The 19,926-nt window shown below is 62.4% G+C and carries 18 protein-coding genes, 1 tRNA gene and 1 pseudogene; 9 read left to right on the top strand and 11 right to left on the bottom strand.

Going from position 1 to position 19,926, the window contains the following annotated elements; genetic code table 11:
- Positions 1-193: 193 nt before the first annotated feature.
- Positions 194-2,446 (bottom strand): DNA topoisomerase IV subunit A, encoded by a 2,253-nt coding sequence (parC, locus tag LB557_RS02570; RefSeq protein WP_224642252.1) that lies wholly within the window; start codon positions 2,444-2,446, stop codon positions 194-196.
- A 331-nt stretch (positions 2,447-2,777) separates the two neighbouring features.
- On the opposite strand from parC, the gene LB557_RS02575 reads away from it, so the two are divergent.
- Complete coding sequence (locus LB557_RS02575; protein WP_224642250.1) at positions 2,778-3,968, top strand: hypothetical protein; 1,191 nt, start codon at positions 2,778-2,780, stop codon at positions 3,966-3,968.
- Between the two features lie 227 nt (positions 3,969-4,195).
- On the opposite strand, the gene aspS is transcribed toward LB557_RS02575, so the two are convergent.
- Positions 4,196-5,983: an aspartate--tRNA ligase gene (gene aspS / locus LB557_RS02580; protein WP_224642297.1), complete on the bottom strand. Its 1,788-nt coding sequence runs from the start codon at positions 5,981-5,983 to the stop codon at positions 4,196-4,198.
- Positions 5,984-6,012: 29 nt separating this feature from the next.
- On the opposite strand from aspS, the gene LB557_RS02585 reads away from it, so the two are divergent.
- From LB557_RS02585 to rnd, 3 genes are all read left to right on the top strand, one after another.
- Positions 6,013-6,579, top strand: a complete 567-nt coding sequence (locus tag LB557_RS02585; protein ID WP_224642249.1) for an avidin/streptavidin family protein — start codon at positions 6,013-6,015, stop codon at positions 6,577-6,579.
- 164 nt (positions 6,580-6,743) lie between these two features.
- Positions 6,744-7,988: an MFS transporter gene (locus LB557_RS02590; protein WP_140874321.1), complete on the top strand. Its 1,245-nt coding sequence runs from the start codon at positions 6,744-6,746 to the stop codon at positions 7,986-7,988.
- A 75-nt stretch (positions 7,989-8,063) separates the two neighbouring features.
- Positions 8,064-9,215 carry a ribonuclease D gene (gene rnd / locus LB557_RS02595; protein WP_015318283.1) on the top strand — a complete coding sequence of 384 codons (1,152 nt, stop codon included), beginning with the start codon at positions 8,064-8,066 and terminating at the stop codon, positions 9,213-9,215.
- 47 nt (positions 9,216-9,262) lie between these two features.
- On the opposite strand, the gene LB557_RS02600 is transcribed toward rnd, so the two are convergent.
- The 5 genes and pseudogenes from LB557_RS02600 to LB557_RS02620 all read right to left on the bottom strand — a co-directional run bounded on the left by LB557_RS02600 (position 9,263) and on the right by LB557_RS02620 (position 12,617).
- Positions 9,263-9,682: an MAPEG family protein gene (locus LB557_RS02600; protein WP_224642248.1), complete on the bottom strand. Its 420-nt coding sequence runs from the start codon at positions 9,680-9,682 to the stop codon at positions 9,263-9,265.
- A gap of 25 nt (positions 9,683-9,707) precedes the next feature.
- Positions 9,708-10,259, bottom strand: coding sequence for a hypothetical protein (locus LB557_RS02605; RefSeq protein WP_224642247.1), 552 nt, complete (start codon positions 10,257-10,259; stop codon positions 9,708-9,710).
- A gap of 22 nt (positions 10,260-10,281) precedes the next feature.
- Positions 10,282-11,784, bottom strand: coding sequence for an IMP dehydrogenase (guaB, locus tag LB557_RS02610; protein WP_015318286.1), 1,503 nt, complete (start codon positions 11,782-11,784; stop codon positions 10,282-10,284).
- A gap of 135 nt (positions 11,785-11,919) precedes the next feature.
- A pseudogene (locus LB557_RS31700) lies at positions 11,920-12,375 on the bottom strand (PIN domain-containing protein).
- Positions 12,372-12,617: a type II toxin-antitoxin system Phd/YefM family antitoxin gene (locus LB557_RS02620; RefSeq protein WP_015318288.1), complete on the bottom strand. Its 246-nt coding sequence runs from the start codon at positions 12,615-12,617 to the stop codon at positions 12,372-12,374. The pseudogene LB557_RS31700 and the gene LB557_RS02620 overlap by 4 nt, the downstream one beginning before the upstream one ends.
- Positions 12,618-12,858: 241 nt before the next feature.
- On the opposite strand from LB557_RS02620, the gene LB557_RS02625 reads away from it, so the two are divergent.
- Complete coding sequence (locus LB557_RS02625) at positions 12,859-14,280, top strand: MFS transporter (protein ID WP_224642245.1); 1,422 nt, start codon at positions 12,859-12,861, stop codon at positions 14,278-14,280.
- 134 nt (positions 14,281-14,414) lie between these two features.
- Here LB557_RS02625 and LB557_RS02630 read toward each other — a convergent pair whose 3' ends face one another.
- On the bottom strand, positions 14,415-15,212 hold the full coding sequence (locus tag LB557_RS02630; protein WP_224713003.1) for an RlmE family RNA methyltransferase: 798 nt from the start codon (positions 15,210-15,212) through the stop codon (positions 14,415-14,417).
- A 25-nt stretch (positions 15,213-15,237) separates the two neighbouring features.
- Complete coding sequence (locus LB557_RS02635; RefSeq protein WP_263492389.1) at positions 15,238-16,656, bottom strand: Ppx/GppA phosphatase family protein; 1,419 nt, start codon at positions 16,654-16,656, stop codon at positions 15,238-15,240.
- Positions 16,657-16,951: 295 nt separating this feature from the next.
- Here LB557_RS02635 and LB557_RS02640 point away from each other — a divergent pair, with 295 nt between their 5' ends.
- The 4 genes from LB557_RS02640 to LB557_RS02655 all read left to right on the top strand — a co-directional run bounded on the left by LB557_RS02640 (position 16,952) and on the right by LB557_RS02655 (position 19,076).
- The gene (locus tag LB557_RS02640; protein WP_224641531.1) at positions 16,952-17,884 is read left to right on the top strand and encodes a lysylphosphatidylglycerol synthase domain-containing protein; all 933 of its coding nucleotides are present in this window, start codon (positions 16,952-16,954) and stop codon (positions 17,882-17,884) included.
- 3 nt (positions 17,885-17,887) lie between these two features.
- Positions 17,888-18,076, top strand: coding sequence for a hypothetical protein (locus tag LB557_RS02645; protein WP_224641530.1), 189 nt, complete (start codon positions 17,888-17,890; stop codon positions 18,074-18,076).
- Positions 18,062-18,135 (top strand) — tRNA-Gln (locus LB557_RS02650). The genes LB557_RS02645 and LB557_RS02650 overlap by 15 nt, the downstream gene beginning before the upstream one ends.
- Positions 18,136-18,515: 380 nt before the next feature.
- Positions 18,516-19,076 carry an EF-hand domain-containing protein gene (locus LB557_RS02655; RefSeq protein WP_140746854.1) on the top strand — a complete coding sequence of 187 codons (561 nt, stop codon included), beginning with the start codon at positions 18,516-18,518 and terminating at the stop codon, positions 19,074-19,076.
- A 311-nt stretch (positions 19,077-19,387) separates the two neighbouring features.
- Here LB557_RS02655 and LB557_RS02660 read toward each other — a convergent pair whose 3' ends face one another.
- Both LB557_RS02660 and LB557_RS02665 read right to left on the bottom strand, forming a co-directional pair.
- Positions 19,388-19,669 (bottom strand): hypothetical protein, encoded by a 282-nt coding sequence (locus tag LB557_RS02660; protein WP_224641529.1) that lies wholly within the window; start codon positions 19,667-19,669, stop codon positions 19,388-19,390.
- The gene (locus tag LB557_RS02665; protein WP_140717714.1) at positions 19,669-19,911 is read right to left on the bottom strand and encodes a hypothetical protein; all 243 of its coding nucleotides are present in this window, start codon (positions 19,909-19,911) and stop codon (positions 19,669-19,671) included. Before LB557_RS02665 ends, LB557_RS02660 begins: the two co-directional genes overlap by 1 nt.
- Positions 19,912-19,926: the final 15 nt, after the last annotated feature.

Here is a 19,926-nt window from a genome sequence, read left to right on the forward strand (position 1 = left end):
AAATGGTGATGGCGGAGCTGCCAATCTCCCCCTCGTGGGAATTTCCTGCAGGACAGAGGGGGCGTGAACCCCTGATCTGATCTTAAGGACCGAGAATTGCGAGGGGTGTAGCCAGCCATTTGATGCGCTGGCGGGACAGCGCCTCCTCTGGCCAGCCGGCCATTTCCCCCACGAGGGACGAGATCGGCAGCTTCTAGCCGAACTTCCCAGTCCTTGGGAATCCCTTAGGCACCATCCGTCCCGCCGACGCCCGGGTGCCGATCCATTCAGCCAATTCCTCGCGCGACCGGGTGAAGGTACGGTCGGCCGAATCCTGCCAGGAGAGACCGGTTTCCAGCGTGAACGGCTTGAGGTCGAGCAGGCCGCCGTCCTTGTATTTCTGCAGCCGCACACCCTTGCCGCGACCCATCTCCGGAATTTCGGAGAGTGCGAACACCAGCATCTTGCGGTTCTCGCCGACGATGGCCAGGTGATCGCCGGTGATCGGCACGCAGCGCTTGGCCTCGTCCGGCGCCTTGACGTTCATCACCTGCTTGCCCTTGCGCGTGTTGGCGACCACCTCTTCCTCGGGAACGATGAAGCCGTTGGCGTCGAAAGAGGCGAGCAGCAGCTTGCGCTTGGGATCGTGGACGAAGGCGGTGACGATGTCCTGGTCATTGTCCATGTCGACGATGATGCGGATCGGCTCGCCATGGCCGCGGCCGCCCGGCAGCCGGTCGGCGCCGATGGTGTAGAACTTGCCGCCGGTGGTGAAGACCAGCACCTTGTCCGTCGTCTGGGCATGGAAGGCGAGCTTGAGGCTGTCGCCCTCCTTGAAGGTCAGCGTCGAAAAATCGGCCAGATGGCCCTTCATCGCCCGCAGCCAGCCTTTTTCCGAAACCACCACGGTGACCGGCTCGCGCTCGATCATGGCGTGCGCGATATCGGTCAGGTCGTGCTCGGGCGCGTCGGCGAACTGCGTGCGGCGCTTGCCGATCTCGGTTTCCGGACCGAACTTGTCGCGAACCTGAGTGACTTCCCACTTGATGGTCGACCATTGCTTGGCATCGGACGCCAGCAGTGCCTCGATCTGCTTCTTCTCGGCGGTCAGGCCGTCGAATTCCTTGCGGATCTCGAATTCTTCCAGCTTGCGCAAGGCGCGCAGCCGCATGTTGAGGATCGCTTCGGCCTGGGTGTCGGTGAGCGACCAGCGGGCCATCATGACCTGCTTGGGCTCATCCTCCTCGCGGATGATCCTGATCACCTCGTCGATGTTGATATAGGCGATCAGGTAGCCGGCAAGGATTTCCAGCCGCCTCTCGATCTCGCCGAGGCGAAATTTCGAGCGACGGATGAGGACGTCGCGGCGGTGGTCCAGCCATTCCTGCAGCACGCCCTTCAGCGACAGCACGTTGGGCACCTTGCCGCGCGACAGCACATTCATGTTGAGCGGGAAACGGCTTTCGAGCTCGGTCAGCTTGAACAGCGATTCCATCAGGATGCCTGGGTCGACCGAACGGCTCTTCGGCACCAGCACGACGCGGATGTCCTCGGCGCTTTCGTCCCTGATATCCTCGAGCAGCGGCAGCTTGCGGGCCATCAACAGCTCGGCGATCTTCTCGATCAGCCGCGCCTTCTGCACCCCATAGGGGATTTCGGTGACGACAATGCTCCAGGTGCCCCTGCCCTGGTCTTCCTGGTTCCATTTCGACCGCACGCGAAACCCGCCGCGGCCGGTCTCATAGGCTTCGAGGATCGAGGCACGGCTGTCGACGATGATGCCGCCGGTCGGAAAATCCGGACCCTGGACGAAATCCATCAGCTTCGCCACCGGCGCATCGCGATGCTCGATCAGATGCAGCGCCGCGTCGCAGAGCTCTGCGGCATTGTGCGGCGGGATCGAGGTGGCCATGCCAACCGCGATGCCGGACGAGCCGTTGGCCAAGAGATTGGGGAAGGCACCGGGGAGCACGACCGGCTCCTCGTCTTCTTCATTGTAGGTCGGCCGATAGTCGACCGCGTCCTCGGTGATGCCGGCAAGCAGGTCGGTCGCCACGTCGGTCATGCGCGCTTCGGTGTAGCGCATGGCGGCGGCGTTATCGCCGTCGATGTTGCCGAAATTGCCCTGGCCGTCGACCAGGGGGTAGCGCATCGAAAAATCCTGCGCCAGCCGCACCAGCGCATCATAGATCGACTGGTCGCCATGCGGGTGGAACTTGCCCATCACCTCGCCCACGATACGAGCGCATTTGGCGAACCCCTGGTCGGGATTGAGGCGCAGCAGGCGCATGGCGTGCATGATGCGGCGATGGACCGGCTTCAGTCCGTCGCGCACATCCGGGAGCGCCCGGTGCATGATGGTCGACAGCGCATAGGCGAGATAGCGCTCTTCCAGCGCCTTCTTCAGGTCGACCGGTTCGATATGATCGCCGCCGCCATTGTCAGGCGGCAAAAGCCTTTTTCCCATGGGCTGGACCTAGCCGAGCGGGTGATTCGCGGCAAGAGGCGCGCATCGGAGCAGTCGATTTGCGCGCAATTCTGCAACAGAAGACCGCAAGGTTGAGCTTGCCGGCCAACATCAATCTGTTACATGCCGCATCTATTGCGAAGCACGCTGGCGGCCCGACCTTCATGCCAAATTCACTGCATTCTCCAATAGCGTTCGGATCGGGTTTGCCTTTCAGCGCGATTTTCGACCATTGTGCCGGGACACGCCTTTTTCCCGTCCAGTTCGTCACGGAATGGTGATGGCGCAAAGAATTGAAAAATAATTTCAGGACACTCTCAGGGACCTTGCGATGACAATCAACCGCTCAACTCTCCGGAAATTCGCACTTTCGACCTTCTTGCTCACGCTGCCGCTGAATGCGGCCCTTGCCCAGGACGCCGCGGTCGCTGACCGGCTGAAGGCAGCACTCTCCGCACAGGGCGTCAACATCTCCTGGACCGGCGTGACCGGCGACAACACCAGCATGGTGCTGCAGGGCGTGTCGGTGAAACCGGCCGCGGAAAAGGAAGCGCTGACGATCGGCGACGTCAAGCTCGAGAACATCACCGAAGCCAATGGCGGCTATGATATCGGCACCGTGTCGACCTCGGCCTTCGAACACAGCAAGGACGGCGTCACCCTCGATCTCAGCCCCTTCGTCATCCACGACATGACGGTGCCGGCCGACGGCTCCACCAGCCCGCTTGGCTCGCTGATGATGTACAAATCCGCTGAACTCTCGAACATGACGGTCAAGGTCGCCGACAAGACCGCCTTTTCGATGGACGGCCTTGCCATCCAGATCACGCCGCCCGCCGACGGCAAGGCGATGGAATTCACCGCCAACACGGAGAAGTTCACGGCCGATCTCTCGCTGGTCGAGGATCCCAAGTCCAAGGAGGTCATCAACGCGCTCGGCTACCAGAACATCTCGGGCAATCTTGAAATGGCCGGCACCTGGCAGCCGTCGGACGGCAAGATGGAGCTGTCGAAATACGACATCTCCGTCGAGAATGCCGGCACGCTCGGCATGACGTTCGACCTCGGCGGCTACACGATCGACTTCATCAAGTCGCTGCAGGAAATGCAGAAGAAGATGGCCGCACAGCCGGAAGGCGCCGACAATTCGGCGCAAGGCATGGCCATGCTCGGCCTGTTGCAGCAGCTTTCGTTCAACAGCGCATCGATCCGCTTCGACGACGATTCGCTGACCGGCAAGGTGCTGGACTATGTCGGCAAGCAGCAGGGCATGTCGGCCAAGGACATCGCCAACCAGGCCAAGGCAATCGTGCCGTTCGGCATGGCGCAGCTCAACAATCCCGAGCTGACGGCCCAGGTTACGGCGGCTGTCAGCAAATATCTCGACGATCCGAAGAGCCTCGAAATCTCGGCCGAGCCGCCGGCATCGGTGCCGTTCGCGCTGATCATGGCGGGCGCCATGTCCAACCCGCTCGACCTGCCGAAGACGCTCGGCGTCAGCGTCAAGGCGAACGAGGACTGATCGAATTAGCTGCCTTCTCCCCGTCACTATACGGGGAGAAGGTGCGGCAGGCGGATGAGGGGCAGCGCCGACGCTTGCGAATATGAATTCCAGTCTGAAACGATTGCCTGTCAGAAGGCCCCGGCTGCTACGATCGCTCGCAAATCGCCAGCATCCGCGCTGCCCCTCATTGTCCTGCCGGACATTTCTCCCCGTATAGTGACGGGGAGAAAGGGCAGTTGCACCCGTCAGTCCTTCTTGGTCGGCGCTACCCGCAGCGCCAGTTCGCGAAGCTGCTGCGGCGAGGCTTCCGACGGCGCGTTCATCAACAGGTCGTAAGCCTGCTGGTTCATCGGGAACATGGTGATTTCGCGCAGGTTCTTCGCCCCGACCAGCAGCATGACGACGCGGTCGACGCCGGCGGCCATGCCGCCATGCGGCGGCGCGCCATACTGGAAGGCACGGTAGAGACCGCCAAAGCGTTCCTCGACCGTGGCACGGTCGAGCCCGACTGTCTCGAACGCCTTGACCATGGTTTCGGGCAAATGGTTGCGGATACCGCCGCTGGCGATCTCGAAACCGTTGCACACCATGTCGTACTGGAAGGCCTTGATACCGAGCAGATCCTCGCCGTTCAGCGCGTCGATGCCACCCTGCGGCATCGAGAACGGGTTGTGGGCGAAGTCGATCTTCTTCTCCTCCTCGTTCCATTCGAAGAACGGGAAGTCGACGATCCAGCACAGTTCGAAGCGTTCGCGGTCGACGAGGTTCAGCTCCTCGCCGGCACGGGTGCGCGCCGCGCCGGCGAACGACACGAACTTCTTCGGATCACCGGCGACGAAGAAAGCGGCGTCGCCGTCGGCAAGGCCGAGCTGCAGGCGGATCGCCTCGGTACGTTCCTCGCCGATGTTCTTGGCGAGCGGGCCGGCGCCTTCGAGCTTGTCGCCTTCCTTGCGCCAGAAGATGTAGCCCAGCCCCGGCTGGCCCTCGCCTTGCGCCCAGCTATTCATGCGGTCGCAAAAGGCGCGGCTGCCGCCGGTCTTGGCGGGAATGCCCCACACCTCGGCCTTCGGATCGTTGACCAGGATGTTGGCGAACACCTTGAAGCCGGAATCGCGAAAATGGTCGGAGACGGCTTGCATCTCGATCGGATTGCGCAAGTCCGGCTTGTCGGACCCGTATTTGCGCATGGCGACATCATAGGGGATGCGCTGGAATTTCTGCGTCACCGGCTTGCCGTTGGCGAAGGCCTCGAAGACACCGCGCATCACCGGTTCCATGGTCGACAGCACGTCGTCCTGCTCGACGAAACTCATTTCGAGGTCGAGCTGGTAGAATTCGCCGGGCAGGCGGTCGGCGCGCGGGTCCTCGTCACGGAAGCAGGGCGCGATCTGGAAGTAGCGGTCGAAGCCCGACACCATGATCAGCTGCTTGTATTGCTGCGGCGCCTGCGGCAGCGCGTAGAAGGTGCCGGGATGGATGCGCGACGGCACCAGGAAGTCGCGCGCGCCTTCCGGCGACGAGGCGGTCAGGATCGGCGTCGAGAATTCGGTGAAGCCCACCTCGCCCATGCGCTTGCGCATCTCGGCGATGATCTTCGTGCGCGCCACGATGTTCTTGTGCAGTGTCTCGCGGCGCAGGTCGAGGAAGCGGTATTTCAGCCTGATGTCCTCGGGATAATCGGGCTCGCCGAACACCGGCAGCGGCAATTCCTTGGCCGCCGACAACACTTCGATCTCACGAGCGAAGATTTCGATTTCACCGGTCGGCAAATTGGCGTTGACCGTCTCGGGCAAGCGCGCCTTGACCTCGCCATCGACGCGGATCACCCACTCGCCGCGCAAGGTCTCGGCGACCTTGAAGGCGGGCGAATCGGGATCGGCGACGATCTGGGTCAGGCCGTAATGGTCGCGCAGGTCGATGAACAGCAGGCCGCCATGGTCGCGCACGCGATGCACCCAGCCCGACAGGCGAACGGAATTGCCGACGTCGCTCTTTCGCAACTGGGCACAGGTATGGCTGCGGTAACGGTGCATGGTCATGGATAAAAGTCCGGGATTGTGAGTTGCGGGCCAAAGCATCGCAGCCCAGCCCAAAATTTGCGCGAAAAGCGCATGAGAGGCATGGTTTGTCAAGGCAAAGGGACGGAGGGGCGATCTCTCAGCTTGGAACTTCGGCTTTCAATTTATGGTCGGTCATGTGGCGGAACGGTGAACCGCCTGTCGCGTTAGCGCATGATGGACTGAGAGGAGGCAAGCATGTTTTCCTGGCGGGCACTTGGCGCAATCAATACGGTTCGGTTGTAATTATCGAGGACGATAGTGAGGGTTTGATCCGCGGTGTCTTCAAGACAGCGTTGCCCGACAGCAGCTTTTCCGGGATGGAAGTGCCTCTTCACGGGGCCGCTCATGGGGATGTGATCGGCTTTACTTCCGCGGCGTCAGGAAAGACGGGGCCGGCGGCGGTCAGCTATACCGGCATTTTTCGAGACGGCAAGATCGAGATGTTGTGGCACACGGTGGCTGGCCTGGCTCTTTCAGCCGATGCCGAGGGTGAGCCCGCAAAGCTGACCACGGTTGGAACATGGCGCGCCTTCGGGACCAGCCTAGACACATTTGAGCGGGTCGATTGATACTCTGACCGATTAACCGGCGCTGCCGGTCGCCATCGACATCTGTTTCATCCGCCGAGCTGAATTCGGGCCGAGGCATTGCTGCCTTTCATTGGCAAATTGCCGCTGGCATCGACGGAGACGATGGTCCAAAAAGGATCAACGATGAGCGGCTGTATTCCTTCATGTCCTCCATCCGTCCCCTGATCCCGCTTCTTCTCGCCGCAGGCATCCTCCTCGGCGGCAATGGGCTGCAGAGCACGCTGATCGCGCTGCGTGGCGCGCAGGAAGGGTTTTCGGCTTCCGACATTGGCCTGATGGGCACCTTCTATTTCGCCGGCTTCCTGCTCGGCTGCCTGGCCATTACCCGCATCATGAAGGCGGTGGGCCATATCAGGGCGTTTTCGGCGCTGGCGGCGATCGCCTCCGTCGGCACCTTGCTGCTCGTGCTGGTTCTCGATCCGGTGATGTGGTGCGCGGTGCGCTTTGCCGGCGGCTTCTGTTTCGCCGGATTGTTCACCATCGTCGAAAGCTGGCTGAATTCCGGCGTCACCAACCGCGACCGCGCCCGCGTGCTGGCGATCTACCGGATGGTCGATACCGGATCGGTGACATCAGCCCAGTTCCTGATTCCCGTCTTCGGCGCCGGTGGCTTCACCATCTTCGCAATCATGTCGATCATGATCACGCTGTCGTTGGTGCCGGTCTCGCTCGGCGACCGCTCCAACCCGACGCCGCCGGAAGAGGTCAAGCTCGATCTGGCCCGCGTCTGGCGGATTTCGCCTCTGGGCTGCTTTGGCTGCATCGCCGTCGGCGTCACCAACAGTGCCTTTCGCACCTTGTCGCCGGTCTATGCGGAGCAGATCGGCATGTCGGTCGGCGATGTCGTCACCTTCGTCAGCGTCGGCATTTTCGGCGGCGCCATCATCCAGTATCCGCTCGGTTACCTCTCCGACCGCTGGGATCGGCGCCGGGTGCTGCTGATGACGACCTGCTGCGCCATGCTTTCGGCTCTGGCGCTGGTGTTCATCGCCGGCAGCAACCCGCTGCTCAACTTCATCATCATCTTTATCTTCGGCTGTTTCGCCATGCCGCTGTATTCGCTGTCGGCGGCACATTCCAACGACCGCGCGGATGCCGGCGAGTTCGTGCTGATCAACGCCGCCCTGATGCTGTTCTACTCCTTCGGCGCTATTGGCGGCCCTTTCGCGGCCTCGACCGCGATGCAGTATTTCGGGCCAAGCGCGCTGTTCGTCTTCAGCGCCGTGGTCTACGCGATCTTCATTGCCGTCATCCTCTACCGCATGCAGGCACGCTCTGGAGTACCGGCGGGCAAGCGCAGCCGCTTCACGGCGCTGTTGCGCACGTCGACCATTTTCGCACGGCTGGCGAGGAGAAATAGCGATCCAGACAGTCCGGAAGGACCGTGACGGTGGCGCCACAGCTTGACGAAAGCCTTCCCGGCTGAAATCTAGGAAGACCCTACTCCTGCCAAAAGCGATTTGATGCACGTCATCACCACCCAGAAAGAACTCGAGACCGTTCTCGCCGCTTTCGAAAAGTCGGATTTCGTCACCGTCGACACCGAATTCATCCGCGAAACGACCTTCTGGCCAATCCTGTGCCTGATCCAGATGGCCGCGCCCGGCGTGACCGCGCTGATCGATCCGCTGTCACCTGACATCGACCTGGCTCCCTTCTTCAGGCTGATGGCCAACGAGGCGGTGGTCAAAGTCTTCCATGCGGCGCGCCAGGACATCGAAATCATCGTCCATCTCGGCGACCTCGTTCCGCACCCCGTGTTCGATACCCAGGTGGCGGCGATGGTCTGCGGCTTCGGCGACAGCGTTTCCTACGATCAGCTGGTACAGCGCATCACCGGGGCGCGCCTCGACAAGTCGTCGCGCTTCACCGACTGGCGCCATCGGCCGCTGTCCGACAAGCAGCTCGATTACGCGCTGGCCGACGTCACCCATCTGATCGAGGTCTATCAGCACCTCAACGCCGAGCTGGCGCGGGAAAACCGCGCCCACTGGCTGAATGAGGAGATGGATGTCCTGACCTCGCGCGAGACCTACGATCCGCACCCCGAGGATGCCTGGAAGCGGCTGAAGATGCGGCTTCGCAAGCCCCAGGAACTGGCGATCGTGCAGGCCGTGGCGGCATGGCGTGAACGCGAGGCGCGCGAGCGCGACGTGCCGCGCGGCCGTGTGCTCAAGGACGACGCGATCTACGAGATCGCGCAGCAAGGACCGCGCGATGCGCCAGCCCTTGCCAAGCTGCGCACCACGCCAAAAGGCTGGGAACGCTCCTCGACGGCGACGGCATTGCTCGGCGCGGTCAACACCGCGCTCGCCCTGCCCAAGGAGCAAATGCCGAAACTGCCGAAAAACTTCCAGCCGCCCGAGGGCTCGAATGCGGCCGCGGAACTGTTGAAGGTGCTGCTCAGGATCGTCGCCGAAAAACAGGGCGTCGCCTCGAAGGTGCTGGCCTCCAGCGATGACATCGATCGCATCGCCGCCGAGGGCGAGGATGCCGATGTGCCTGCGTTGCAAGGATGGCGGCGCGCCGTGTTCGGCGAACACGCGCTGAAGCTGGTACGCGGCGAGATCGGCATCAAGTTCGACAATCGCAAGATCGCGGTGTTCGATCTATAAGCGCCGGCCTTTCCCCCTTCCCTTTTGGTGAAGGTGATTGGCGCAGCTCATACGATCGCGAGCAAGTGCAGGGCCAACCAGATCCAGCCCAGCGCCAGCACCACCGCGCCCAGCACGAAGGAGCGGTTGCGCACCAGCAGCTTGTTGCTGGTCACGTGAAACCAGGCGTGAAAATAGCGCGACGCGACAAAAATCCACATCAGTGCGAGGGTGATGTAATTGACGCCGTTGGTCATGTGCAGTGTCAGGCACAGCACGTAGAAAAGCACCGGCAGTTCGAATTGGTTGATCAAATTGTTCGCGACGGTGACAGTAGAGGCCGGCTCGGTCGAACGAACCTTGTACTGGCCGACCTTGGCTTCACCCGACTTGACAGCAACATAGCGGCGCCGGCCCATGACGATATAGACGATGTAGATCAGCAGCACGTGAGCCAGCACAGGCCAGAAGATCGTGGTCTGGTTCATGAAGCCGCCCCTGCCCTGCTCCGCTTCAACTCCGACGTCTTTGGCCCGCCAGCCAGAAAGCGGCAATGACGATGACCGGGACGGCGAGAAGCGCGAATTTGGTGACGATCAGCGCCGAGGCAAAGGACAGCGAGTCCGGGTTGGCGTAGAGGAAATCGGACAGAAGGCGCGCCACGGCGATGTTCTGGGCGTAGTCGGCGAGCGTATAGGGCAGCACCAGGATCAGCGCGAAGACCGCCTGCATCTGCCCCGGCAGCACGCGGAAATTCTTCAGGCGCCGGCCAGTTGCCAGGATCAGGCTGACCAGCGTCAGCGACAACAGCGCCGGAAACAGAAGATCGAAGGTCAGGTAGTGCCAGACCAGGATGATCTCGCTGCCGCGCCGGCCAAGCGCCGTCAGCCAGGCCATGCCTTCGTCGGGCGTGAATCCGAAATAGCGCATGTCGAGCGAGGCCAGGCCCCCGCTCAGTCGACGAAAATAGAAGAACTCCATCCCCGTCATGGCGACAAAAACCGCCACCGAGAGGAAGCAGAGCGCCCCGACATGGCGCGACAAGCGCAGCACAGTGGCGGTCAAGTTCCCCCAAAGCCCGGAAGAATCAGGCTCCGCCGGGATAGTTGGGGCTTTCGCGGGTAATCGTGACGTCATGGGCGTGGCTTTCACGAAGTCCGGCGTTGGATATGCGCACAAAGGTGGCGCGGTCGCGGAAATCGGCAAGGTCGCGGCCACCAACATAACCCATAGCGGCTTTCAGTCCGCCCGCAAGCTGGTGCAGCACGCCAGACACAGGTCCTTTATAGGGAACCTGCCCTTCAATGCCTTCCGGCACCAGTTTCAGCGTGTCGCGCACCTCGGCCTGGAAGTAGCGATCGGCGGAGCCCCGCGCCATGGCGCCGACCGAGCCCATGCCGCGATAGGCCTTGAAGGAGCGGCCCTGGTGCAGATAGACCTCGCCCGGGCTTTCGTCGGTTCCGGCAAGCAGCGAGCCGATCATGGCGGCGCTGGCGCCGGCGGCGAGTGCCTTGGCGAGATCGCCGGAATATTTGATGCCGCCGTCGGCGATCACCGAGGCGCCTGATTTGTGCGCTGTCTCGACCGCCGACATGATGGCCGAAAGCTGCGGAACGCCGACCCCGGCCACAATGCGAGTGGTGCAGATGGAGCCCGGACCAATGCCGACCTTGACGGCGTCGGCGCCGGCGTCGATCAGCGCCCGCGTGCCTTCCGCGGTGGCGACGTTGCCGGCCAAGATGCGCACGGAATTGGAAAGCTTCTTCGCCCGCGTCACCGCGTCCAGCACACGCTGCGAGTGGCCATGCGCTGTGTCGATCACCAAAAGATCGACGCCGGCCTCGATAAGACGCTCGGCGCGCTCGAAGCCGTCATCACCGACGCTGGTGGCGGCCGCGGCGCGCAGGCGCCCCTGCGCATCCTTGGTGGCGTGCGGGTTGAGTTGCGACTTCTCGATGTCCTTGACGGTGATCAGCCCGACGCAATTGCCCGTTTTGTCGACCACCACCAGCTTCTCGATGCGGTGCTGGTGCAGAAGCCGCTTGGCCTCGTCCTGGTCGACGTTCTCCTTGACCGTGATCAGGTTCTCACGGGTCATCAATTCGTAGACCTTTTGCGCCGGATCGGAAGCGAAGCGCACATCGCGGTTGGTCAGGATGCCGACCAGCCGGCCGGTCTTGTGGCCACCGGCGCCGCCATTCTCGACCACCGGAATGCCCGAGATCGAATAGGTGCGCATCAGCGACAATGCGTCGGCGAGCGTGGCGTCGGGTCCGATCGTGACCGGGTTGACCACCATGCCGGATTCGAATTTCTTGACCTGCCGCACCTGCTCGGCCTGTTCGGCGGGCGAGAAATTGCGATGGATGACGCCGATGCCGCCGGCCTGCGCCATGGCGATGGCAAGCCTTGCCTCGGTGACCGTGTCCATCGCCGCCGACAGGATCGGCACGTTGAGGTCGATGTCGCCGGCGATGCGGGTGCGGATGTCGGTCTGGCCGGGCATGACCTCGGAATGACCGGGCTGCAAAAGCACGTCGTCAAAGGTCAGCGCCAGTGCGCCGGTGGACGTTTCGATGATTTTTGCCATGGCCAGCCCTTTGAATGCGAAAAAGCGCTGGACCGGAATGGACAGCGCCGACTCGTTATTCCCTTTCAGGATTGGCGGTGGCTGGTAACACGTCGCGGGACGGATGAAAAGCCGATCGTTGCGTCGTTCCGCGTTCTAGTCGCCAGGCTTCCCCGCTAGAGCATCAAGCAATGGGTGACGCGGCGCTGCGAAAGGACTGACGACAGTGACCGCGCCCCATGTGAAGCCGTCTTGCAGATCTTCCGAGACCAGCAGCCGACAGCCAGCTTGCGAGGCCGTGGAGAAAATGACCGAGTCCCAAATGCTGAGTCGATGATCGGTAGCCAGATCAGCGGCCATCATCATCACGTCTTGCGTCGTCGCGGCAACGGAAAATGCGTCGCTCTAGCTCAGAAGGGCATCCCGTGCCTCCAGGGGCGGTCTTCCTGCTTTGCGGATCAAAACGTTGAAGAGTTCACCAAGAACCTGAACAGGAATAACCGCGTCATCTTGCCGGAGATCGCGCAGCAATTCGAGAACGATGTCGCGCTTCTCCGCACCGTTCACCCCTTCCGCGCAAGCAAGGATATTCGTATCGAGCGCGATCTTCAACGCTCGTCCTCATAAAGCTCATCGCGCGTCCACTGCCCGGCATTCATGACAGGCTGGCGCTCAAGGCGCGACAACAACGCCGCGCGCGATCGGGCAGCCACACCCTCCTGATGATCCGCGGGCACGATCCGAGCGACCGGACGCCCGTGACTGGTCACCACGTAGCTTTGTCCTTCGCGAACGCCGCGCAGTAGGAGAGAAAACCTGCGATTGGCATCGGCCGCCGAAACACCTTTTTCCATGGCAATGTCCCCATAGTAGTTATATTCACTACAATAATGATGTGTGTCGTTCCATGCAAGGTGTCCCTTGCCTGGCAGGGATCTCTGCCGGCATGGGGCATGCCAAAGCGAAAGGCCGCATCCTTGCAGTCGCACAAAAGTGACAGCAATTTAACACGACATCACCCTCTGGCCGTGATAACCGCCCTGCGTGCCGGCTTGCCCCAGCCGACGACACAGAGAATCAGTCCGGACGCGTCTTGTGAACCGCACCATTCCGCTCATATTGGCGGTCGCTCTCTTCATGGAAAACATGGATTCGACCGTCATCGCGACATCGCTGCCGGCGATCGCCATCGACATCCACACCAGCCCGATCGCGCTCAAACTGGCGCTGACGGCCTATCTGGTGTCGCTGGCGATCTTCATTCCAATCAGCGGCTGGATGGCCGACCGCTTCGGCGCCAAGACCATCTTTCGTGCCGCGATTGCAGTGTTCATTGCCGGTTCGGTGGCGTGCGCCCTCTCCGGTTCGCTGCCCGCCTTCGTAGTCGCGCGTTTCCTGCAAGGCATTGGCGGCGCCATGATGACCCCGGTCGGGCGCCTGGTTCTGGTGCGCGCCACGCCCAAGAGCGAGCTGGTCGCCGCCATGTCGTGGCTGACCGTTCCCGCACTGGTCGGCCCGCTGGTGGGTCCGCCGATCGGCGGCTTCATCACCACCTACTTCACCTGGCACTGGATCTTCCTGATCAACGTCCCGATCGGCCTGATCGGCATTTGGCTTGCCACTCGCTTCCTGCCGGAAACCGAGGCAACCGAGACGCCGCCGCTCGATTTCGTCGGTTTCGTCCTGAGCGGGCTGGCCGCTTCAGGCGTCGTCTTTGGCCTGTCTGTGGTCAGCCTGCCTTATCTGCCGCCGGCGACCGGCTTCATCACGATCGCCGTGGGACTGCTGTCGGGCGGGCTCTACCTCATGCATGCGCGCCGCGCCAAAAATCCGCTGCTGGCGCTCGAACTCTTCCGTAACCAGGTGTTCCGGTCGTCGGTGCTTGGCGGCTCGCTGTTTCGCGTCGGCATCGGCGCCGTGCCGTTCCTTTTGCCGCTGATGTTCCAGATCGGTTTCGGGCTGACACCATTCCAGTCCGGCATGATCACCTTTGTCTCGGCGATCGGCGCCATCGGCATGAAATTCGTCACCGCGCTGATCTTCCGCGTTGTCGGCTTTCGCCGCGTGCTGATCGTCGGCTCGCTGGTCGCTGCCGCATCGATCGCCATCTACGGCCTCTTCACCCCTGAAACACCTTATGCGCTGATGCTGGCCATATTGCTGGTCGGCGGCTTCATCCGCTCGATGTTCTTCACCGGCGTCAACGCGCTCTCCTATGCCGAGGTGTCGGCCGAGGATACCAGCAAGGCAACGCCGATCACGGCGGTGTTCCAGCAGCTCTCGATCGCGCTCGGCGTGGCGCTCGCCGGCGGCATTCTGGAAGTCTCGACCTCGATCCATGGCGGCCCGCTGACGCTGCGCGACTTCCATACCGCCTTCTTCATCGTGGCGGCGGTGTCTGCGGCGGCGTCGCTGTCGTTCATGCGGATGGCGCCCGACGCCGGTAACGCCGTCTCCGGCCATGGCCGGCTGACGACGCCGAAGACGCTGGAACCGGTCAGATCGCCGGGAGAGTGAGGCAAAGTCGCCGCAGAGCGATCAGCCGTCGGCGTGTCCCGGCCCTTCGCTATGGCTCCGGGCGCTCGAGTTCTTCGGAACGTCCACTGGACGTTCCGATCCGCCTGGCGGCGGACCGGCGGGGAGCTGGCCTTTCAGCCGTCGGCGTCCCCCGGCCCTTCGCTATGGCTCCGGGCGCTCGAGTCCTTCGGAACGTCCACTGGACGTTCCGATCCGCCTGGCGGCGGACCGGACTCTCGCCCCTTAAAATCCTTGGCTAGCAGATAAAGCTCGACCGATTCATCGCGTGAGGCCGGCGGCTTGACGTGATGGACGGAGCGGAAATTCTTCTTGAGCATCGAGAGCAACTCATTTTCGGCGCCGCCCTGGAAGGTCTTGGCGAGGAAATGGCCGCCCGGCTTGAGGACCGAGAGCGCGAAATCGGCCGCCACCTCGCACAGATGCATGGTGCGGATATGGTCGGTCCGCTTGTGGCCGGTGGTCGGCGCCGCCATGTCGGACAGCACGACATCCGGGTCCCCGCCCAACGCTTCGGCCAGCCTTTGCGGCGCGTCGGCGTCCAGGAAATCCATCAGCAGCACCGGCGCACCGGGCACGGCGTCCATTTCGAGATAATCGATGCCGATGACATGCGGGTTTTCAGCCGTCGATTTCGTGCGCGCGGCCGCGACCTGGCACCAGCCGCCGGGGGCGGCACCCAGATCGATTACTTTCATGCCGGGCTTCAAGAGGTGGTGCTTGTCGTCGATCTCGATCAGCTTGTAGGCCGCGCGCGAGCGATAGCCGTCGGCCTTGGAGCGCTGGACATAGGGATCGTTGATGTGGCGCTGCAGCCAGCGGCGCGACGATTCCTTCAGCCCGCTTTTCTTCTTGATCCGCGTCTTCAGCACGCGAATGCTGGCGGATCCTGGCTTTTCCGGTTTCTTCGTCATTGCCTGATTTCTTGTTTGAGCATGATCATGATGCCCTGGCACGCCCGTCATTGCGCCAGACGCCGTCATCGGCCATCAGCTCACTCAATATTCCTTCGCGCAAGCCCCGGTCGGCGACGCGCAGCCTCTCCGAGGGCCAGACGGCGCGGATTGCTTCGAGGATGGCACAACCGGCCAGCACGAGATCGGCGCGGTCGGCGCCGATGCAGGGGTTGGCGCAGCGCTGCTGGAAATCCCAGCCGACCAGTTTCTCCACCATGCGGTCGACGCTGTCGCGGTCCATCCACAGGCCGTCGACCCGTCGGCGATCGTAGCGCTCGAGGTCGAGATGGACGCCGGCCAGCGTCGTCACCGTGCCCGAAGTGCCCAGCAGATGAAAATTCGGGCCGGCCTTGAGATGGCTCAACCGATCGCGGCCGTCGAAAGCGGCCAGCCTGCCGGCGACGTCGTCGACCATGGCGGTGAATATCTCGCGCGTCACGGTGCGGCCGCCAAAGCGTTCCGCCAACGAGACGACGCCGACCGGCAGCGAGGTCCACGAGACGATGTGATTGGCCAGCCGCGGCGAACGGCGGCCGGTGAGATCGATCAGCGCGATCTCGGAAGACCCGCCACCGATGTCGAACAGGACAACGCCCTGCGTGTCGCGCTCGACCAGCGAACCGCAGCCGGAAACCGCGAGGCGGGCTTCGGTCTGGCGGTCGATGATCTCGAGCTTCAGGCCAGCCTCGCGTTCGACGCGATCGAGGAACTCCACGCCGTTTTCGGCGGTGCGGCAGGCTTCGGTGGCGATCAGCCTTGCTTTCCTGATCTTGCGGCCGCGCAATTTATCGCCGCAGACCTTCAGCGCCTCGACCGCGCGGTCCATCGCCGGCTGACCGAGCCGGCCATTGGCGGTGAGCCCCTCGCCCAGCCTGACGATGCGCGAGAAGGCATCGATGACGCGAAACTGGCCATGACGCGTGGGAACGGCGACCAGCAGCCGGCAATTGTTGGTGCCGAGGTCCAGCGCGGCGAAGACGGGAAGCTCGTGCACCGGCGGCCGGCGGTGGCCTTGTTCGGGGCGAGGCAATGAAGCGGCGGGCGAGATTGTCGCCGCGGCAACAGGCTTCAAATCCACCGCCGCGACATGAGCCTTGCCTTGCACCGGCGATTGATTGTCCCCTGGGCGCGCCTCGTCACGCGCAAAAACCTTGCGTCCACGCCTTCGCTTGCGCCGTTTCTTGGGCTTGCCCTTCTGGGTCGCGTCGCCAGCCTGCCCATTCACGGAGCGAGGCTCCGTTGGGCGGCGTTGCTGCCAACCGGCTGTCCCCGGGCCTGATGGCCCCAGGGAAGCGCTGGACGCGCCCACCTCCGGCGCGCCTGCGCCGGTGTCGCGGTCTTCCACTGTCGTTCCTTCCGGCGCCGCGCGAACCGGTGAAGGACGCAGCAGGCGCTTTGGCATGTTTCAAGTTGCCGCCAGACTAACAGCGCCGTGCCCGATCACCAAGAGCCGCATGCTGAATTTTGCCGGCTGGGTGCGCGGGCCTGTTTTTGCACTGGCGTAATGTACCGGCAAGGCTGGGCTGGTAGCGAAACACCGTCGCGGCGCGCGGCAAACAGGGACGGCGTCAGGCGCGACAAGTGTTCGCGGTTGAATAGCCGGCTTCAATGAGGCATCTCTGAAATGAATGGGAAATCCGGGGCGGACGGCCTCTCGACGGAAAGGAAGCGGATACGCAACGCATGGCAGTCGGGCAATGAACTGGAAACGCTATTTCTGGCCGGTCGTCGGCATCGGCGCGGTGATCTTCTCCCTGCTGCTGCTCTGGCATGAATTGCGCGGCATCTCGCTCGACGACGTCTGGGATGGGCTGGCGGCCATTCCAACTCGTGGCTGGATGCTGGCGGGCTTGAGCTCGGTCGTCGCCTATGCGGCGCTAGCCGGCTACGATCACATCGCGCTGCTGCATATTGGCAAAAAGGTGTCGTGGCTGTTCGTGACACTCTGCTCCTTCACCACCTACGCGCTGTCGCACAATATCGGCGGCTCGGTGTTCTCCGGCGCCGTCATTCGCTACCGTGCCTACGGCACAAGGGGGCTGACCGGCCAGGAAGTCGGGGTGCTGGTGGCGATCTGCTGGATAACCTTCGTACTGTCGACGTTACTGGCCTCCGGCCTTGTGCTGGTGTTCGAGCCGCAGATCATCGACCGCTTTTCCGGCATCGCCCATCACGGCCTGTCGAAGGCGGCAGGCATTGCGATGCTGGTCCTCATCGCAGCCTATGTATTCGGCAGTTGGCTGCACCTGCGCCCGTTGAGGATCGCCGGGTTTCAGTTGCACTATCCGGCGCTGCCGATCGTCGCCAGGCAGTTGCTGATCGGCCCGATCGAGCTGCTCGCGGCCGCGGCGATCATCTTCTTCGCCCTGCCCGAGGTGCACAATCCCGGCTATTTCGTCGTGCTGGGCGTCTTCCTGGTCTCCTTCTCGGTCGCCCAGATTTCGCACGCGCCAGGCGGCCTCGGCGTTTTCGAGGTGGTGTTCCTGGCCGGGCTTTCCGACATGGACGCGGTCGGCGTGGTGGCGGCGCTGCTGGTGTTCCGGCTGTTTTATCTCATCGTCCCGCTGTTTCTGGGCCTGGGCATCGTGCTGTTCTTCGAACGCTCGCAGTTCAGCCGCAAGGAGAGCTGAGGCTTGGAGGTTCGCACGCCACCGGAAAAGCTGGTGTTCGGAACCGGTGATGAAACCTGGCAATTGAACCGCAAAGCAGACTTGACTATTTTCCACTGGCGGCTACAAGGCAGCGCTCAAGCGGCTCAGCCGTTCGGCCCGCGCGGTTTTCACTTTTACGGTGATTGTCACGCCTGCTGGGGAATAGGTTAACGGTAGACCCACGGACTCTGACTCCGTTAGTCCTGGTTCGAATCCAGGTTCCCCAGCCACACCTCTTTAATCGTTGTTTTTCAGTTTCGCCCCGGTCGGTTCGCATGAGGCCGTTGCAGCTGCCGATTCTGCAAGTCCACGAGGTGAGATTGTCGTTCGCAAGAAGCTGACGCGTGGGCGCGTGCTGCCATTCTTCGAGAGCCTGCCACGCTGCCTGGTCGGGATCGAAGCCTGCAGCTCATTGCATCGTTGGGCGAGAATTGACTGCACGTGGCCATGACGTGCGGCTGCTGTCGGCACAGTATGTTGAAGCCCATCCTCCATGGTCGTGTAACTTCATCGTGACCCGATCTCCAGGGAGGAACAATCGGAATGAACTCCAAGTTGGGGGCCAGCCAATCAGCTTGAGGCAGACCACGACCAACCAATGGAGCATGTCATGAGATTTCCACGCTGCACGACCACCGCGGCCGCCGCTCTGATGTTCGCGGCCTTCCCAGCGCTCGCCCAGACGAACGGAACACCTGCACCAACCCCGGCGACCCAACAGCCCGGAGCTGGGCAACTGCCGGATGTGAACGGACAGGCGGGTGGGCCGACGCATGAAATGATTCGCCAGATGATTGAGGAAGCCGTCCAGGAGAGAATGCAACAGGATCGGAGCTCTAACGAAGGTAACAATCGGCAAGAGGAGGGTGACAACCGTCAAGAGGAAGCTTCCCGTCATCGAGACGGTTGGCAGCGGCACCGCAATGGCGGTCCAGCCGGTGAGCATGGAATGGTCGGAAATCATGGTCCTCGCATGATGCGCGGCACCGGGATGCGACTTGTACTGGCGCTTCTGGACACGGATGGTGACGGATCGCTGTCCGAGAACGAGGTCCAGGAGGCTGTCGGCAGAATCTTCTCTGCAATCGACCAGAACGGTGACGGGAAGATCGACATGGATGAAATCCAGTCCTTCTCGCATGGCTCTGGCGGTCGTGAAGAAATGCCGTGATTGGCTAGTGTCTTAGCTTGAAATCCGGCTAGTCAAAAAGCGGCTCGGAGTTTGGCGAACGCCACAGGCGCCATGAGGCGCTTTGGGGAGAGGCAATACGGCCGTCGGCGCGTTCTCCCCCCGAGCACGCTGCCGGTTCCCAATCGCCCATCCAGTGACCTGAGGTCAAGTTGATCGGGGCATCCGGCCAGATGTCCTCACATGGATCCGTTCAAGGCGGTCATCCGTAAAGCAGTCTGATCGAGCGAGGCCGAGCCAGCCGTGGGACTCGCAGACACAGTCGGGCCAGCCCGTCACCGACAAGCCGCCCCTCAAGAACTGCAGTCCGACTTTACCAGCAGCGCGCCGTGTTTCGCCCAAAGTTGCTCACATTGTTTCGCCCTCAAGTTTGGCGCTCCCGCAACTCCATGAAAGATTATCGCAGAACGAACGTCGTAGCCCAATACCGACGCGTTGGCCAAAAAGTGAACTGCCTCTCCAAGACGGCGAAGTTCAAGGGCGGCTTCTTTCTTGTTCGCTGCGTCGAATACACCGAGGACCTGCACTTCATCATCACGTGAGGCCAATATGGCGGCCATGGCCTCGTCACTCATCACCCCCACGACTGTTCACGCGGTTGCTGCTGAAGAAACCTACCGCTATCCAGTACGCTGATGCTCGATGCATGCCGGCAACGGTTTCTTCTTTCATCGTCGCTGGCTCTTGCCGCGAGCCAAATAGCGGCGGCCTTTGTCAGACCAATGAGGCACTCACCTGCAAACTCGGCCGGTTCGTCGGTCGTGGTGTCGAATACCGCCCAGGTGTCGCAGGGTTCCAGAACGGGTAAGAATTTCATATTAGTTTCCGCTAA

This window comes from Mesorhizobium sp. BR115XR7A, assembly GCF_020165315.1.
GTDB lineage: Bacteria > Pseudomonadota > Alphaproteobacteria > Rhizobiales > Rhizobiaceae > Mesorhizobium > Mesorhizobium australicum.